The sequence below is a fragment of the Hufsiella ginkgonis genome (assembly GCF_009834915.1).
In the GTDB taxonomy this organism is placed as follows: domain Bacteria; phylum Bacteroidota; class Bacteroidia; order Sphingobacteriales; family Sphingobacteriaceae; genus Hufsiella; species Hufsiella ginkgonis.
In genome coordinates this window covers 391,642-407,332 of the sequence record NZ_WVHS01000003.1, presented here as the reverse complement: position 1 = coordinate 407,332, position 15,691 = coordinate 391,642, and the positions used below count along the sequence as shown (strand labels likewise).

Sequence of the window (15,691 nt, the reverse complement as noted above, 5' to 3'; positions counted from 1 at the left end):
CAAAAAATCGGGAAATGGTAATATAACCTGTATTTCGGGTAGTTGTAGAGTTATTGTAGTGTGTAAAAACTACAACTCTACAGAACTAATCCGCACGTTTGTAGTGGGTCAGAAAGATCCGGCCAATTATACTTATGTCTATAAAAAATTACCTTTCATTCCTGTTTTGCGGTTTGCTGTTTACCGGTTCACGCGCACTGGCGCAGGAACCCGCTTTTAAAGTGATCGGCTATTTCCCCGGCTGGGCCGATATGAACAAAGACATCGACAGCCTCGATTTTAAGAAGCTGACGCACATCAACTGGGCATTTATTAACCCCGATACCACCGGGAACTTCCGTGGCAACAACCGCGGGATGGAAAAGCTGGTTACGCGCGCCCATGCAGAAAATGTGAAAGTGCTGGTTTCGCTCGGCGGCGGGTCTGCCAGCGGGAACATGCGTTTCAATTACTTTAAATTGATCGCCACACCCGGGGCCCGCGCCTCGTTTATACACAACATCTCGGATTTTCTGAAACGGAATAAGCTGCAGGGCATCGATGTAGACCTGGAGGGACCAGCCATCAACAAGGACTACGATGCTTTTATCCGGCAGTTGTGTGATACGCTTCGTCCGCAAAAAATGCTCGTTACCGCGGCCTTAAACGGCGATGCCAGCGATCGTTTCAGCGATTCGACCATACCGCTGTTCGACTGGATCAATATCATGTCGTACGACGCTACCGGCGCGTGGACGCCCAATAACCCGGGGCAGCATGCCTCCTACGAATACGCGCAGCGTGGCCTCGACAAATGGGCGAAACGCGGGGCTCGGCGCGACCAGCTCATCGTAGGCGTCCCTTTCTACGGCCATGCCTTCCGCGACCTGATCAAAATGGATTACAAAAATTATAACGAGATCATTAAAGTGTACCCGGATGCCTATTCGAAAGACGAGTTGGGCGACATTTTCTACCATAATGGCATCCCAACCATCCAGAAGAAAACAAAGCTCGCCATGGACCAGGCCGCCGGGATCATGATCTGGGCACTGTCATACGATACCTACGACCAGTATTCCCTGTTAAAAGCGATTGACGATACCGTAAAAGCTTATAAGAAACAATGAAGATAAACCGCACATGGCTTACCCGGGGCGCCACCCTCTTTATAACGGTGCTCCTGCTTTCGCCGGAGTTGGCGGCTGGAGACCTCGGCAAATGGCGCTTCGTAAAAAAGACCGCATTGATCCGGGTGCTGCTCTCATCCGTGAAAGGGAACGGCAGTTCACAGGCCATTTACCTTTACCGGGGAAACGCGGGTGCAGCCTCAGCAAACGATTCACAGGCGGTGCTCGATACCGGCATGGGCGTTACCTGTGTATGGCACCTTAATGAAACGGACCCTCGCAGGATTCAAAGACGCCACGAGGCCCGCGTAATGAACCAAGCAAAAGATGAACATTGGGCCAGGCTCGATTACGAAAGTCAGAAAGAAGGCCAACGTTTTACTTCCTACGGCAAACAAAAAAGAAATATTAATCCCTTATTACAACCATATGCCTTCAGTTTTTAACACCGCCGGCAAGACCATCGCCGGTTTGCTGGTTATCCTGGCTGCCTTCTCCCCGGTTCGCGCGCAAAGCGGCAAATCAAAATTTAACGTGATCGCCTTTTACACCGGCAAAAGCGACCTGGCACATATCAGTTACGTTCACGAAGCCAACCAATGGTTCCCTAAAATGGCCGAAAAGTACCACTTCACCTACGATTCTACTTCGAACTGGGATAACATGAATGCGGAGTTCCTCGCCAAGTACCAGGTGATATTGTTCCTGGATACCCGGCCCGAGAAACCGGCGCAGCGTGAGGCATTCCAGCATTACATGGAAAATGGCGGCGCCTGGATGGGCTTCCACTTCTCGGCCTTCGCACTCAGTCCATCCGCTTACCCGCAAAACTGGGACTGGTTCCACAACGTGTTCCTCGGCTCGGGACAATATAAAAGCAATACCTGGCGGCCAACATCCGCTGTGCTGCGTGTTGAAAACGCCAAACATCCTACCATGAAAGGATTACCGGGAACATTTAAATCTTCGCCAAACGAGTGGTACCGCTGGAGCAACGATCTTAAAGCCAACCCTGATATCGATATCCTGCTCGCTATCGATTCCACCAGCTTCCCCCTGGGCACAGGCCCTAAAGAATACGAGATCTGGCACAGCGGGTATTACCCGGTAGTGTGGACCAACAAAAAATTTCGCATGGTATACGTAAACATGGGCCACAACGACATGGATTACGGAAAAACCAACCAAGCACTCTCGTTCACGTTTGATAACGAGACGCAAAACAAGCTCCTCATCAACTCCCTTTTGTGGCTGGGATCCCGCAGGAAATAACTATACAGTCGCGGTTTTTAACGCATAGAGCACTTCGGGGGTTACGTTGCCGAAGATCGATACGCCCGCAGCGCCGTTTTTTAACGCATACTCGATACCTTGCTTTACTTCCTGCGGGTTCTTAAAATCCGGAAGGTAAATACCTGCGTAAAGCGGGTATTTGCCGTGCAGGGCATTCACGCCTTCATGTACCGCATCGCCGATCCAGGCTACCGGCTCTTTGTAAAACCCGTGGTATATCATCGGGCAAACGCCGTCGAGGTTCCAGTTCACCCAATCCTGGCGCACATTGCGGCGGGCGACTTCCGGTGTAGGAAAAACAGCAGCGGTAATGGGCTTTTTATATGAATTTGCCACTTTCGCCAACCGGTTCACCACGTTGGTGATTGCCTGGTAGCGAAACAAACGCCAGGATAAGCTTGCCTCCGGGTACTGGATAGCGCTAATGTCTTCGCCCCGCCACTCCTTGAACCCCGCACGGCATACCTCGCAGTAGCAATAATCGTATTCCGGCAGCTCCTTTGTTTGGTCAAGCTTGTAGTTAGCCCAAAGGTTTACCGGCAGGATCACGTCGCAAAACCGCACGTAATCCAGGTGAATGCCATCCACGTAATCTTTCGCGAGAATACTCTTCACATCGGCTTCCAGGTATTGCTTCACCTCCTCCCGGGAAGGACAAAGCCAGCGGTAATAGTTCACATATGGAGGTTTATCTGCACAGGACTCGCCTTTGCGGTTGCGGCTATACCATTCGGGATGTGCAGACAGCAACGATTTTTCACCCCTGTTCATGGTCCACATCCACCGGTGAGCCTCGAGTTTTTGCGACTTAGCGATGCGGTAATGCTTTTCGCTGTCGGCTTCAAAGAAAATAGCCCGGATGCCGGCTTCATAGTATTGCCTATACCGGGCAACCAGGTCGGCGTCTTTATCCGCTGCATTGGGATTGATCCATACCCAATGCTTACGCGACGATGTCTTCACCGGGTCGTTATCGGTAGCGCTTACGGCGCCTGCCGGAACCGCGGATGCCAGCCCGGCCAGCACGCTCTTTTTTACAAAGTCTCTTCTGCTGGTCATTTTGATGTCCTTCCCGTTTGAATTAATCCTTCATCATTAATACTCCACGTCTCGCCGCCGTCTTCGGTTATGGTGGCGTTGAACTGCCGGCCTGCGGTCTCCATCATGATCCTATTCAGTTGGTTTTCAACCTGCGGCTCACCGCTTATTCCCAATTCTGTCAGCGTAGGCGCGTACTTCCCGGCCCTTTCAAAATACGCTTTTTGTTTGTAATAAACCAACCATAAGTACTGTTTTCGCAGTTCGGCATGGGGAAATTTAAAAGGCTGCGGCTCCGTGCCGGGTTTTACGAACTGAAGATAACCCCAGCGTTCGGGATAATGCATATTAACCACTCCCTGGGGAGACCATACCCAGTTATTCTCAGGCAAAGTACGTCCTTTGCCGTCTTTTTTCTTCACGTATTTCCCGCCGATGATCCCGGTATCCCACTCCACGCGCGAAAAATTAATGCGCCACACCGCTCCTGGCTGAGGAACCTGCGCCCCGTTACCCATACTGATCGCGCGGAAAGGAATGCGCATCTCTACCGTCCAGCCCTGGTCGGTGTCTGAGGGATCGTTCAATGTACCGTGCACTTTTACCGCGGTCTTCATTCCCGGGGTATCGTATGGGATAAGCGCCCCGCTTCCGTTCCGGTAAGGCTTTGGCATAAAAAGATCGAAGATGGTATTAAGGGCGTTTACTTCGATCTCGTAATACTGGTGGGTATTGTTGTCGGGATCGATAAATACCTCGAAATCATTATCGTAAAACACCACTTCATCGTGTTTCCTAAGGTTCGCCCAAACATGCGGCTCTTTTAGCTCTGCCGCAATAAACAGGCAGGTGTCGTTCCAAAGCATCTTAATCCGGGTATCAAAGCGCGGGGATGGTTTCTTGTCGCCCTCTATATCCACGAATGACGATGACCAGGCAACGGTTGCCCAGGCGGCATCGCTAACCTCCCCGTCTATCACAGGGGGTCGGGCAGTAAATGAAGCGGGATAAGATTTAGGCTGTGTAAACAGGTGTTCCAGGCCCTGGAATGGCGATTGTGCAGCGGCATCTACCGCTAAAAATGAGCATAACAAGCATACCGCAACCGTTGATTTTGCGTGGTTCATATCCGCTGTAAAATAGCGAAATAACCCGCTATTTAGCTTAGGTTCACGCAAACATTACAATTGCAGCCTGCGCGGGATAAGGTGACCGGCTACGCTACGCTTCCCAGTTTTTTGATATGCAGCAAATGCGACAATATGGCGCCGGCCATGGTACGGTGCTCCAGGTAAGCCACGCTGAATTCATGACAGGTTTCTTTCACCAGTTTATTGATCTGGGGGTAATGAACATGGCTGATGCCCGGGAAAAGGTGATGCTCCACCTGGAAATTCAACCCGCCCAGGAACCAGGATACTATCTTGCTCCGGGTGGCAAAATTAGCCGTGGTACTCACCTGGTGTATCGCCCATTCTTTCTGGATCTTATTGGTTTGCTCGTCGGGCTCAGGAAATTGGGTGCCTTCTACCACATGTGCCAATTGGAACACCGTGCTGATCACTAACCCGCAAACCACACAAGCAATGGTGTAACCGATCAACGTTTCTAACCATCCCACCATTATCAACGGCAATACCAGGTAGATAAAAACATAAGTGGCTTTGGTGAGCCAAAAGATCAGGTGCTCTTTTACCTCCAGCTTTCTTTTCGGACCGACCTTTCCCATCTTACCGGAGAAATACTTGACAAAATCTTCGTATAATATCCACGCCATGTAAGAGATGCCGTACAACAATACGAAATACAGGTGCTGGAAACGGTGGTACCAGTGTTTTGGCTGTTCAGCGTGTAAACGCATAAACTGAACGTCGATATCGTGGTCCATCCCCTTGATATTGGTATAGGTATGGTGATCGATGTTGTGTTTCTGCTTCCAGAAATGGATGGTGCCGCCCAGCACGTTCAGCGAATAACCTGAAAATTCATTGATCCACTTATGGCTGGAAAAGCTGCCGTGCCCGCCTTCGTGCATGATATTAAAACCGATAGCCGCCATATTACAGCCAAATAAGCAACAGAGCAGGATGGCGACCGGCGCCGGAGGCGTGAAAAAAACAAGCGCCACATAGATCGCAATAGCGGAAAGTATAATATACATCCCCTTAATAAAGAGCTTCCTGCCGCCTGTTCGGGGGAGCTGCGTCTCTTCGAAGTAATTGTTTACCTTCTCTTTTAACGACTTAAAAAAAGGACTGTTGGTATTATTGAAGGTAACTTTTGACATGCAATAGGGCGCTTTGATTTTACTAAATTAACGAAATTTAAACCATCTTTATTTTATAAAACAAAATTATTTAAAGAAGAAATATATTATCTTAAAACGACAGTAAAAACATGCTTAGTTTTTTACTGTTATCTTTATTACATGACAACTACCCAGGGATCCGGCGCTGAGCACCTCTCGAAAACCTCCTTTCCCATTAGGGAACTGATTGACGAATGCAGCCATTCACTGGATTACGCGCCTTGTCACGAGCTCTTTGGCGAATGCCATACCGATGCCAGGGTTTTTGCCGACCGCGAACATCTCGGACAGGTGATCAATACACTGGTTTCGTTTGCGGCAAAACGGTCTGCCGATGGCAAAATGATCATCATCACCGCAAGCAAACTAAAAGGCGCCGTTAAAATAACCGTGACCGATTTCGGTAGCGCTATTCCCGTGGAAGAAATCCCTTTTATCTTCGATCAAGACCGGGACCACGGTACGGGACATAGCCTTGCGGCGGCCGCGGAAATGATCAGGAACCACCAGGGGACGATGGGTGCGGAAAGCATTGCAGGGAGAGGCTCCAGGATCTGGTTTACCACGCCTGCCGAAGATTTCTGAAGCTATCCTGGTTTTTTCGGCGGAGAATTTGTTACGCCGAAAATACTACCCGGTAATTTAGTACTTTTAAGGCTGTCAACTTTTCCCGGGTACCGGATGGAATTTAAACATTGGTTGTTCACTGCCTTGTTCTGCCTCGCTGCACTCGCAGCCCTGGGGCAAACAGTGGTAGAATGCCCGCAAAACATCGGGTTCGAAAAAGGCACGTTCGCCAACTGGCAATGTTTGACCGGCGAGATCAGCGAAACCACACAAACGGATCCGGGCGGGGTAATTACGCTTTCGCCCAGCGGCTCAATTAACGGCAGGCATACCGTCATCAGTGATGGCGTCGACGAATACGGCGATTTTTCGCTGAAATCGCCTAACGGAAGTAAATATGTGATTAAGCTCGGCAACAATGAGGGCGGCAGGGGGGCGGAGGGGATCAGTTACACCCTGAAAGTACCCGCTAACGCGCCAACCTATTCGGTGATCTTTAATTACGCGCTGGTACTCCAGAATCCCGGTCACCCTACCCTCCTGGAGCAACCGAGGTTTATTGCTACCGTAATTAATGAAACAACCAACACTACCACGCCATGCGGATCTTTCACGTTTATTGCCGCCAGCAATCAGCCTGGTTTTAGTATTTCAGCAAAGGATGCTTCCGTAACCTACAAACCCTGGTCGGCAGCCGCCATAGACCTGTCTGCCTACCAGGGGCATACCGTAAGGCTCGAGTTCACTACCAATGATTGCACTCATACCCGGCATTTCGGTTATGCCTACCTGGATTTCGCAGAGAACTGTTCTGCGCCGATAAGTGGTGCGGCCGTTTGCACCGGCGACCGGTCGACCGTACTCAGCGCAGTACCCGGATTCGAAAGGTACCGCTGGTATAAACCCGACACACAAGAAGAGCTGGGAACAACGGAAAGTATTACGTTATCACCGGTTCCGCCGCCCGGTACCCGTATCGCGGTAGATATGTTTGCCTTCCCGGGCCTTGGATGCGATCAAACACTGGTTACCACCATTACCGGTGTGGCACTTAACGTCAATCCGCCGCAGGCAAGCTGCTACCCGGTCGACCTTACTGCCACTGCTATCATCGCCGGAAGCACGGCCGGGCTTACTTACACGTACTGGAAAGATGCCGCGCTTCGTGAGCAGGTGCCTGACCCACGAAATATTACGGCCAGCGGTACTTACTACCTGCAGGCACAAGCGCCATCGGGATGCAAACTGGTGCGGGAGGTAGATGTAATTTATAACCCGGTACTGCCTATCGAAGTGATTCAACAGCCACAGATCCAATACCCGGCTACACTCGACCTTGGCGCCTCCTTCCTGCCAGATCCCAGGCTCACATACTCCTACTGGCTGGATACAGCCATGAAAATTCCTATCCGGGAAGATCCGCACAGGGTGCGCTTTGGCGGTGATTATTACCTGAAAGGAGTTAGCTCCGAGGGTTGTACCGTTACCGCTAAACTTTTTGCCGACATCCTGGTGCTCGACATCGATATCCCCAATGTGTTCACGCCGAATGGCGACGGGATAAACGATGTACTCACCGTCGACCTGAACCGGCCCGTGGACCTGAACTACCTCAAGATCTATAACCGGTGGGGAGCGCTGGTCTTCCAGACCCGCGATATCACCAACTTTTGGACGGGCCGTAATCAGAACGGCAGCAACGCCCCCGGCGGCACCTATTATTGGGTGATCGACGGTAAAGAGAACCTGATGCCCTACAAACGCTCCGGCGCCGTTACCCTGGTAAGATAACTACACAACCAGCAACCTGACATGAACCGTGTTGACCGCCTCTTCGGGATCCTGCTATTCCTGCAATCGAAAAAATACATCCAGGCCGGGCAGATCGCCGAAAAGTTTGGCATCAGCGTGCGTACCGTCTACCGGGATATTAAAGCACTGAACGAACAAGGCGTACCCCTCAGTTTCGAGCAAAACAAGGGATATTTTGTAGTACAAGGCTATTTCCTGCCGCCTGTTTCTTTTAGTTCCGACGAAGCCAATGCCCTGCTGCTGGTGGAACAGATCGTAAATGGGTTTGCAGACAACTCGATACGCAAACATTATGCTACCGCGCTCAGCAAAGTAAGGTCGGTGCTTAAAACCTCGCAGAAGGAAAGCCTGGAAAACCTTGATAACAACATCCTGATGCAGCTGCCTTCCCGTCCCGACCAGGATTTCGGGTACCTCTCTACCCTGCAGCAGGCCATCTCCGCCAGGAAGATTATCGAGATCGATTATAAAAATAACAATGGCGAATTTAGTAAACGCTGTGTAGAACCGATAGGACTGGTATTTTATGCGTTCAGCTGGCACCTCATCGGCTGGTGCCATTTACGCAGCAGCTACCGCGACTTTAAGATCTCCCGCCTGGAGGCGGTGCGCATCCAGGAACGTGGTTTCCAAAAGGAAGACCACATGGCCATGAGCGATTACATGAAACAGTTACCCGTTTCGTTCTGATGAGTCAAAATTAGTATCGCCGAACGGGCGGAAGGAAAGCGCTTACACAGTCAAGGCGGCGCTTTCCCGGCCAAATAACAGGTACGCGATCACCAGCGTGATCAGCACGTTAAACGTTTGGGCCAGCAGGAACGCGTACAGCGGTTTCCGGCTTTCTTTGTTAAACAGGTCAGCAAAATTGGTTTCGAGGCCAATGCTGGTAAAAGCCAGCGCGAACCATAAACCCTGGAGGTTTTTCAGGCTGTCTTTCACCGCCGCAGCCGCTTCGGCAGAAACCACGAACGAAAACAATAACGACGCACCCACAAAACCCAGCACGAACTTGGGGAACCGCTCCCAGATCACTCCCGCGGTAGGCTTTGCCTGTATCACTTCGGCGGATGATTTATGGGTATACGTCCAGTAAACGGATATGGCAAACGCTGCCAGTCCGAGCAACACATTTTGCGAAAACTTAATGATGGTACTGTACTTCAACGCTATGTCGCCCACCAGCGTACCCGAAGCTACCACGGCCCCGGTGGTATCTATACTGCCCCCGAGCCAGGCACCGGTTACTTCCTCCTTAAAGTGAAAATAATTGGCGATCATAGGCATAAAGATCATCATGGGAATAGCCGTGATAAGCACCATCGAGATCACGTACGACAGCTTCTTGGCATCCCCCTTAATGGCACCCGAGGTGGCTATGGCCGCCGAAACGCCGCAAATGGATACCGCGCTGGAGATCATCATCGCCAGCTCATCGTCCACTTTCAGCTTCTTGCACAGCCAGAACGCAAAATACCATACCGAGAGCACCACTACCAATGCCTGCAGCAAGCCGAGGGAACCCGCCTTCAGGATATCCGAAAAGATAATGCCCGTGCCAAGCAATACCAGCCCGATCTTTACAAACAATTCCGTGGAAAGCGCATCCCTGAACCACTGTGGCAGCTTAAACAGGTTGCTGATCAGCAGGCCCAAACCCAGGCTAAAGATCACGGCTTCCAGGTTCAGCGCTTTTACCCTGGCGTTCCCGGCAAGCAGCAGCGCCAGGATGGTGACTACAAATACCACCGGGAATACCCATATGAACTTCCTGAGCGGCTTACCGGTTAACAGCGAACCCAGCACCGCCGTAGCCAGCACCAGGAGTAACTGCTGCCCCATCTTCCCCAAATTGGCCGCCGAAAGCACGTTGGCAAACAGCGTTTCGCTATCTTTCCACCCGAAAGAAGGGGCGGGAACGATCACGCCGGAAAGAGCTAAGAAGATGATCGCGCCGCCAAGCAGGACGACGGTCCAGTCTTCGGTAAGTTGCAGGGGTTGTTTAGTGGACATTGGTGAGCTGAATCGGTTTATCACTTTAATTTCGCGCCAATGTCGGTTTTTTCGGCGAAATGAGAAGAAAATTGACAGGCGAAATTTATGCAGGGAACGCGAGAGAAATTCGCGCAGCGGGCGCAAGTTTCGCGGTTGGTAATTTCCTGGATCTATGCGATTCCATATACCGGGGGAACCACCGTGAAACCGTTTTCAGCGATCCCTGCTTTGCTCTTCCGGCAATTTCGGATGACCAGTTCATTCCAGCGGCGGCGTTTGGTAAGTATCCGCCGGTTTTACTTTGGTAAGATAGGTATAACAGAGGATCAGCGCCATACCGGTCATGATGGATACATCGGCCATATTAAAAATACCCGTGCGAAAAACGACAAAGTCGAGGTGCAGGAAATCGGTAACAGATCCATGTACGATCCGGTCGTATAAATTACCCACTCCGCCACCGATCACAAAACAGATCCCAAGCGCCAGCACGTTAGAAATATTGGTTTTGGTGATCACGAAATACGTAGCTCCGCCAAGCACCAGCAAGGGCAGTAACGAAAGCACCACCAGCTTAACCGGCAGGGGAAGCGTATCGCCCAGGCTCAGAAAGGCGCCGGTATTTTCCGTTTTAGTGATGGTGAAATGATTGTTGAGATAGCTGAGCTGCTCATACTCCCCCATGTTCCGGCGGATAACGGTTTTGGTGACCTGGTCGCAACCAATGTTGCAAAGGATCACCGCAAGTATAGCGAGGTTGCGGATGGTTCTTGTTAATTTCATTTTATAAAGATAAAGAAGAAGGAGAACTTCACTCACATCAAAATATTACACGTCAACTGACGACTATTTTTATAACTAAGTTTTTAGTTATATTTGTTCATGCGTGCGATACTTCATACAATTCTTTTAACTACTCTTCTTTTTACGGGTTTTAAATCCTTTTCCCAGCAGTTCGACAGCGAGCAGCTCCTGGACATGATCCAGAACCAGCGGTATAAAGAAGCAGCCGCCTACATCAAATCGGTTTACCCGGCTGAGATCTCCGATGATAAGATCCTTTCGCGCCTCGCCTATTGCAATTACATGGCAGGAAATCTCCCCGATGCGGAACGAAATTTCGGGATATTGCTGGCAAAGGACACCACCAACCGCACCGCGCTCAACTACCTGGCCGGCATTAACGAGAAAAGAGGAAATTATCTCCAAACCAGGCGTTATTACGAGAAAATGCTATTGCTGGACAGTATCAACTTCCTCACCTATAAAAAACTGGCCGATGTATGTGATAACCTGCGCGATACCACCGGCTGGCTCCGGAACCTTAAAAAAGCCAACGGATTAAATCCCCGGGAACCTGATATCGCCTACGATTATGCGCGGCTGCTGATCAAAAGGAAAAGATACGGGTTGGTTGATTCGGTGCTGAGCATTGCCATGGCAACAGATTCCCTGAATATCCTGCTCATTAATACCCGTATGAACCTGGCCCATAAACAGGAAGATTATAAGTTATCGGTAAAAATGGCCAGGAAAGCGATCGACCTGGGAGATAACGCGGGCCAGACCTTTAATCTCCTTGGGATCGGCTGCTATTACCTGCGGCAATACAAGGATTGTGTGGCCGCCTTCTCCATTTTAGAATTGACCAGCAATTCGAATGAAACGACTTACTACTACACCGCATTGGCTTACCGGCAACTGGGGAATATATTAAAGAGCAACGAGTACCTCGCCAGGAGCGTACGCGAAGGCATCTCTAACAACATCCCGGTATACTACCAGGAAATGAGTGTGAACGATGAGCAGCAAAAAAAGTACCGCGCCGGGATCAATCATCTCGACAAAGCGGAAACCTTCGACAGCCGAAACGTTTTTAACTATGCCCGTGCCCGTATTTACGATCAGAAACTGGAAGACCGGAAAAATGCGCTGAAATACTATAAAAAGTACGTTGACTTATATAACGAGGAGCGGGACAACAACAAAGCGTGCTACCATTATTCATTGGCAAGAATAAAAGACCTCAGCCCGGCAGGCACTTCAGCTTCTGCCAAGTAAACGGGCCACATATTTGCCGATAATATCAAATTCGAGGTTCACCGTCGATCCTTCGCGCACCTGCTGCAGGTTGGTATGCTCGTACGTGTACGGGATTATGGCGACCGAGAAACTGTTCGCCTGCGAATTTACCACGGTGAGGCTTATACCGTTTACACAGACAGATCCTTTTTCAACCGTAATATTTCCCGCTGCGGGGTCATATTCAAAAGTATATTCCCAGCTGCCCTCCAGTTGCCGGAAAGCGGTGCAGGTGGCGGTCTGGTCTACATGCCCCTGTACGATGTGGCCATCCAGCCGGCCGTTCATCGCCATGCAGCGCTCGAGGTTTACCAGGTCGCCTTCGCGAAGGGCGCCGAGGTTGGTTTTCTGAAGCGTTTCATCGATCGCGGTTACGCGGTAGCTGGTATCACCGGACGAAACCACCGTTAGGCATACGCCGTTATGTGCCACCGACTGATCGATCTTCAGCTCGCTGGCAATAGATGCCGTTACGGTAATGTGTAGATTTCCCTGGGTTTGCTCGAGGCGGGTAACGATGCCTGTAGTTTCAATAATTCCTGTAAACATGCCGTTAACTTATTTTTCGGTTTCTTTTCCAGTTAGAAACCCCGCTTACCTGCGGTGCTATCGATGATTGCGCCTGGTCTGCCAGCAGGGATGCGGCCAGTATCGCCGCAATCATGGCCTCATCCCTGTTCTGCGCTGCGGGCGGCGCCGAAGAATCAAAATATTTTTTTACGAAGTGTGTGTCGAAGTTCCCGGAAATAAAGGCCTCGTGCTCCATCACAAAACGCCCGAAGCCGAGCGTGGTAGTGATCCCCGTGATGCGGTACTCGTCAATGGCCCTTCGCATGCGCGCGATGGCTTCCGGGCGGTCTTTCCCGTAGGTGATCAGCTTGGCGATCATCGGGTCGTAATAGATCGGGATCTCCATACCTGCCTCGAAAGCGTCGTCCACCCGCACACCCGGACCGGCCGGTACCGAGTAACTGAGCAATGTGCCGATATCCGGAAGGAAATTATTGGCGGGATCTTCCGCGTACACGCGCAGCTCGATGGCATGGCCCCTGATCTCCAGCTCGTTTTGGGTAAAGCCCAGCTTTTCGCCCATGGCGATGCGGATCTGCTCTTTAACCAGGTCGACACCCGTGATCATTTCGGTTACCGGGTGCTCCACCTGCAGGCGTGTATTCATCTCCAGGAAGAAGAAGTCCAGGTTTTCATCGAGGATGAACTCCACGGTGCCGGTACTTGAGTAACCGCAGGAGCGTGCCACATTGACCGCGCTTTCGCCCATTCGCTGACGGATCTCCGGGCTGAGCACCGATGACGGCGCTTCCTCCACTACTTTCTGGTGACGGCGCTGCACCGAACATTCGCGTTCAAATAAGTGCACGATATTGCCATAGGTATCACCGATCACCTGGATCTCGATGTGGCGGGGCGACGACACATACCGTTCCATAAATACCGAACCATCGTTAAATGCCGATTTTGCCTCGGACACCGCCAGCTTCATCTGCTCTTCAAAATCCGCCGCTTTCTCCACGATCCGCATTCCTTTTCCGCCGCCGCCTGCCGCCGCTTTAATGAGGATGGGGAAACCGATCTTTACGGCTTCTTCCATAGCCTCGTTCACATCCGTTACCGCCGAAACCGTGCCTGGAACCATCGGGATGTGGTAGGTTAATGCGGCCGCCTTAGCGGATAGCTTATTGCCCATGATCTCCATGGCTTCGGGCGACGGCCCCACTAATACCAGGCCTGCATCGCGCACCAGCCGTGCAAAGGCGGCGTTCTCAGAAAGAAAGCCATAACCGGGATGAATATATTTCGCGCCGGTTTGCCGGCAGGCATCGATGATCTTCTCCCCCACCAGGTACGACTGCGAGGAAGGCGCCGGTCCGATAAATACCGCCTCATCTGCGTAACGCACATGCAGCGCGTCCCGGTCGGCTTCCGAGTATACCGCTACGGTCTGCAGCCCCATTTCCCGCGCCGATCTCATCACACGCAGTGCGATCTCGCCGCGATTGGCCACCAGTAGCTTGTCTATTGTCGTCATACTTGATATGCAGGTTACAATATTAGGCAAAAAAGCTGACGGCTGACAGCTAATGACTGATAGCTGACTGCTAATGGCCATCATCACGTCAAGGTTGATAATATGGGCATTGGTTAGATGGAATGTTTTGTTCTTTCTGCCTGAAGCTCACATCCCCTGCGGTATACTTTCGCGGCAATTAAAATAATGATCCCGGCCGCCAGGGTATATCCCGACGCGGAGCTAAGGTCGGCCCGGTAGCTGCCCCCGGTAATACTCCGGACAGCTGCCGCGATATAAAAGTACCGCACCGTGTTGAGCACCCCGCCCGCAATGATTATCCAGCCAATAACCTGCAAATAATTGGCTACCGGGAAGAGAAACGGCTGCCGCAACGTAAGGATCCGGGTAACCCGGTAGCCGTAAGTCAGTACCGCCATGGTAAAAAGTGCGTTAAAAAATCCGAAACCGGCGAACATGCCACGGTCAAATGCCAGCCAGTCGGCCAGGTTACGGGCCTTAAAATGATAATCGTAATGCATGGCGTCGCCGGAGCTGCCTGCAGTACCTTTCGGCGGGACCGCGTGCGCATTCACTGCGATCATCTTTACCGCCGGATCGCCGGCTACCATCATATAGCCTGAAAAGACCAGGAAGAGCGCAGTTAACGCGAGCACAACAGGGAACCGCATGCGGAAAACGGCCAGCACGGCGGAAAGCCCCCCGGGATGTTTCCGGTATTTCATCGTGTCAAAAGTTCTCATAAAAAATTCCCGGTAAAAGCCACCCCAATGTCATTATCTGCCACGGGTCAACAAACACCGATCATAATGGTTTACTTTACAAACCGAATGAACGTTCAATTAGAAAAGCCGGATAAGCGTACTGCCATTCTTAAAAGTACGCTTGAACTGATTAAAGAGCATGGCTTTCATGGCACTCCCATGAGCGAGATCGCCCGGAACGCGCGCGTGGCGGCCGGTACCATCTACCATTATTTCGACAGTAAAGATACGCTGATCACCGCCTTATATGTATATGTTAAGGAAGAGCTGGCCCGTGCCATGCTGGCTGGTTATAACGAAAACGTGAGCTATAAAGACCGTTTCCTGGCCTTTTGGGTGAACCAATGCAAGTACTACATCAGCAACGAAGGCTCCCTTGTTTTTATGGAACAATATGTGAACTCCCCGTACCCGAGGCTTTATCCCGACCAGGAAAGCGATTTGTTCCGCGGGCAGATCGTGCCGTTTTTCCGTTCGGGTATCGAGAACGGAACTCTTAAGCCCATTGATTCCGAACTGCTCGGGCCGGTGATCCGCGGAGCCATCGTGGCCACCGCCAAATACCACCTCGCCGGGCGATACCTTTTCACGGAGAAAGACTTGTATGATATTGCCTGCATTTCCTGGGATGGTATTAAAAAACATCAACACACGAACCAAGACCATGATCAATAGC

At 51.1% G+C, this 15,691-nt stretch carries 16 protein-coding genes; 8 read left to right on the top strand and 8 right to left on the bottom strand.

The features are described 5' to 3' along the window. Positions 1-134 precede the first annotated feature (134 nt). The 3 genes from GS398_RS14085 to GS398_RS14075 are packed head-to-tail and all read left to right on the top strand — an operon-like array spanning position 135 to position 2,381. On the top strand, positions 135-1,109 hold the full coding sequence (locus GS398_RS14085) for a glycosyl hydrolase family 18 protein (protein ID WP_160907435.1): 975 nt from the start codon (positions 135-137) through the stop codon (positions 1,107-1,109). Continuing rightward, positions 1,106-1,555 (top strand): hypothetical protein, encoded by a 450-nt coding sequence (locus GS398_RS14080; protein WP_160907434.1) that lies wholly within the window; start codon positions 1,106-1,108, stop codon positions 1,553-1,555. Before GS398_RS14085 ends, GS398_RS14080 begins: the two co-directional genes overlap by 4 nt. Beyond that, positions 1,539-2,381 (top strand): ThuA domain-containing protein, encoded by an 843-nt coding sequence (locus tag GS398_RS14075; protein ID WP_160907433.1) that lies wholly within the window; start codon positions 1,539-1,541, stop codon positions 2,379-2,381. The genes GS398_RS14080 and GS398_RS14075 overlap by 17 nt, the downstream gene beginning before the upstream one ends. On the opposite strand, the gene GS398_RS14070 is transcribed toward GS398_RS14075, so the two are convergent. From GS398_RS14070 to GS398_RS14060, 3 genes are all read right to left on the bottom strand, one after another. After that, positions 2,382-3,461 (bottom strand): family 10 glycosylhydrolase, encoded by a 1,080-nt coding sequence (locus tag GS398_RS14070; protein ID WP_160907432.1) that lies wholly within the window; start codon positions 3,459-3,461, stop codon positions 2,382-2,384. Next, the gene (locus GS398_RS14065) at positions 3,458-4,567 is read right to left on the bottom strand and encodes a carbohydrate-binding family 9-like protein (protein WP_160907431.1); all 1,110 of its coding nucleotides are present in this window, start codon (positions 4,565-4,567) and stop codon (positions 3,458-3,460) included. The genes GS398_RS14070 and GS398_RS14065 overlap by 4 nt, the downstream gene beginning before the upstream one ends. Before the next feature lie 89 nt (positions 4,568-4,656). Continuing rightward, positions 4,657-5,727 carry a fatty acid desaturase family protein gene (locus tag GS398_RS14060; protein WP_160907430.1) on the bottom strand — a complete coding sequence of 357 codons (1,071 nt, stop codon included), beginning with the start codon at positions 5,725-5,727 and terminating at the stop codon, positions 4,657-4,659. Between the two features lie 141 nt (positions 5,728-5,868). On the opposite strand from GS398_RS14060, the gene GS398_RS14055 reads away from it, so the two are divergent. From GS398_RS14055 to GS398_RS14045, 3 genes are all read left to right on the top strand, one after another. Next, positions 5,869-6,333, top strand: a complete 465-nt coding sequence (locus GS398_RS14055; RefSeq protein WP_160907429.1) for a sensor histidine kinase — start codon at positions 5,869-5,871, stop codon at positions 6,331-6,333. Between the two features lie 96 nt (positions 6,334-6,429). Then, positions 6,430-8,106 (top strand): T9SS type B sorting domain-containing protein, encoded by a 1,677-nt coding sequence (locus GS398_RS14050; RefSeq protein ID WP_160907428.1) that lies wholly within the window; start codon positions 6,430-6,432, stop codon positions 8,104-8,106. A gap of 21 nt (positions 8,107-8,127) precedes the next feature. Beyond that, complete coding sequence (locus GS398_RS14045) at positions 8,128-8,817, top strand: helix-turn-helix transcriptional regulator (protein ID WP_160907427.1); 690 nt, start codon at positions 8,128-8,130, stop codon at positions 8,815-8,817. A 42-nt stretch (positions 8,818-8,859) separates the two neighbouring features. Here GS398_RS14045 and GS398_RS14040 read toward each other — a convergent pair whose 3' ends face one another. Then, positions 8,860-10,140: a YeiH family protein gene (locus GS398_RS14040; protein ID WP_160907426.1), complete on the bottom strand. Its 1,281-nt coding sequence runs from the start codon at positions 10,138-10,140 to the stop codon at positions 8,860-8,862. A 240-nt stretch (positions 10,141-10,380) separates the two neighbouring features. Then, positions 10,381-10,905: a signal peptidase II gene (lspA, locus tag GS398_RS14035; protein WP_160907425.1), complete on the bottom strand. Its 525-nt coding sequence runs from the start codon at positions 10,903-10,905 to the stop codon at positions 10,381-10,383. Positions 10,906-11,004: 99 nt separating this feature from the next. On the opposite strand from lspA, the gene GS398_RS14030 reads away from it, so the two are divergent. Continuing rightward, positions 11,005-12,183 (top strand): tetratricopeptide repeat protein, encoded by a 1,179-nt coding sequence (locus tag GS398_RS14030; protein ID WP_160907424.1) that lies wholly within the window; start codon positions 11,005-11,007, stop codon positions 12,181-12,183. Here GS398_RS14030 and GS398_RS14025 read toward each other — a convergent pair. From GS398_RS14025 to GS398_RS14015, 3 genes are all read right to left on the bottom strand, one after another. Next, positions 12,166-12,753, bottom strand: a complete 588-nt coding sequence (locus tag GS398_RS14025) for a riboflavin synthase (protein WP_160907423.1) — start codon at positions 12,751-12,753, stop codon at positions 12,166-12,168. The two genes, GS398_RS14030 and GS398_RS14025, sit on opposite strands and share 18 nt — an antisense overlap. A gap of 4 nt (positions 12,754-12,757) precedes the next feature. Further along, positions 12,758-14,251, bottom strand: coding sequence for an acetyl-CoA carboxylase biotin carboxylase subunit (gene accC / locus GS398_RS14020; RefSeq protein WP_160907422.1), 1,494 nt, complete (start codon positions 14,249-14,251; stop codon positions 12,758-12,760). 113 nt (positions 14,252-14,364) lie between these two features. Further along, a complete protein-coding gene (locus tag GS398_RS14015) occupies positions 14,365-14,994 on the bottom strand; it encodes a DUF2975 domain-containing protein (protein WP_160907421.1) in 630 nt (209 codons plus the stop codon). Positions 14,995-15,081: 87 nt separating this feature from the next. Between GS398_RS14015 and GS398_RS14010 the strand changes: the two genes are divergently transcribed. Continuing rightward, positions 15,082-15,690: a TetR/AcrR family transcriptional regulator gene (locus GS398_RS14010; RefSeq protein ID WP_160907420.1), complete on the top strand. Its 609-nt coding sequence runs from the start codon at positions 15,082-15,084 to the stop codon at positions 15,688-15,690. The last annotated feature ends 1 nt before the right edge of the window (position 15,691 follow it).

Excerpts from the sequence above, each read along its gene's own strand:
- accC (WP_160907422.1), bottom strand. The coding sequence starts at position 14,251 with ATGACGACAATAGACAAGCTACTGGTGGCCAATCGCGGCGAGATCGCA.
- GS398_RS14045 (WP_160907427.1), top strand. The coding sequence starts at position 8,128 with ATGAACCGTGTTGACCGCCTCTTCGGGATCCTGCTATTCCTGCAATCG.
- GS398_RS14060 (WP_160907430.1), bottom strand. The coding sequence starts at position 5,727 with ATGTCAAAAGTTACCTTCAATAATACCAACAGTCCTTTTTTTAAGTCG.
- GS398_RS14080 (WP_160907434.1), top strand. The coding sequence starts at position 1,106 with ATGAAGATAAACCGCACATGGCTTACCCGGGGCGCCACCCTCTTTATA.
- GS398_RS14065 (WP_160907431.1), bottom strand. The coding sequence starts at position 4,567 with ATGAACCACGCAAAATCAACGGTTGCGGTATGCTTGTTATGCTCATTT.
- GS398_RS14025 (WP_160907423.1), bottom strand. The coding sequence starts at position 12,753 with ATGTTTACAGGAATTATTGAAACTACAGGCATCGTTACCCGCCTCGAG.
- GS398_RS14075 (WP_160907433.1), top strand. The coding sequence starts at position 1,539 with ATGCCTTCAGTTTTTAACACCGCCGGCAAGACCATCGCCGGTTTGCTG.
- GS398_RS14040 (WP_160907426.1), bottom strand. The coding sequence starts at position 10,140 with ATGTCCACTAAACAACCCCTGCAACTTACCGAAGACTGGACCGTCGTC.
- GS398_RS14050 (WP_160907428.1), top strand. The coding sequence starts at position 6,430 with ATGGAATTTAAACATTGGTTGTTCACTGCCTTGTTCTGCCTCGCTGCA.
- GS398_RS14015 (WP_160907421.1), bottom strand. The coding sequence starts at position 14,994 with ATGAGAACTTTTGACACGATGAAATACCGGAAACATCCCGGGGGGCTT.
- GS398_RS14070 (WP_160907432.1), bottom strand. The coding sequence starts at position 3,461 with ATGACCAGCAGAAGAGACTTTGTAAAAAAGAGCGTGCTGGCCGGGCTG.
- lspA (WP_160907425.1), bottom strand. The coding sequence starts at position 10,905 with ATGAAATTAACAAGAACCATCCGCAACCTCGCTATACTTGCGGTGATC.
- GS398_RS14010 (WP_160907420.1), top strand. The coding sequence starts at position 15,082 with ATGAACGTTCAATTAGAAAAGCCGGATAAGCGTACTGCCATTCTTAAA.
- GS398_RS14055 (WP_160907429.1), top strand. The coding sequence starts at position 5,869 with ATGACAACTACCCAGGGATCCGGCGCTGAGCACCTCTCGAAAACCTCC.
- GS398_RS14030 (WP_160907424.1), top strand. The coding sequence starts at position 11,005 with ATGCGTGCGATACTTCATACAATTCTTTTAACTACTCTTCTTTTTACG.
- GS398_RS14085 (WP_160907435.1), top strand. The coding sequence starts at position 135 with ATGTCTATAAAAAATTACCTTTCATTCCTGTTTTGCGGTTTGCTGTTT.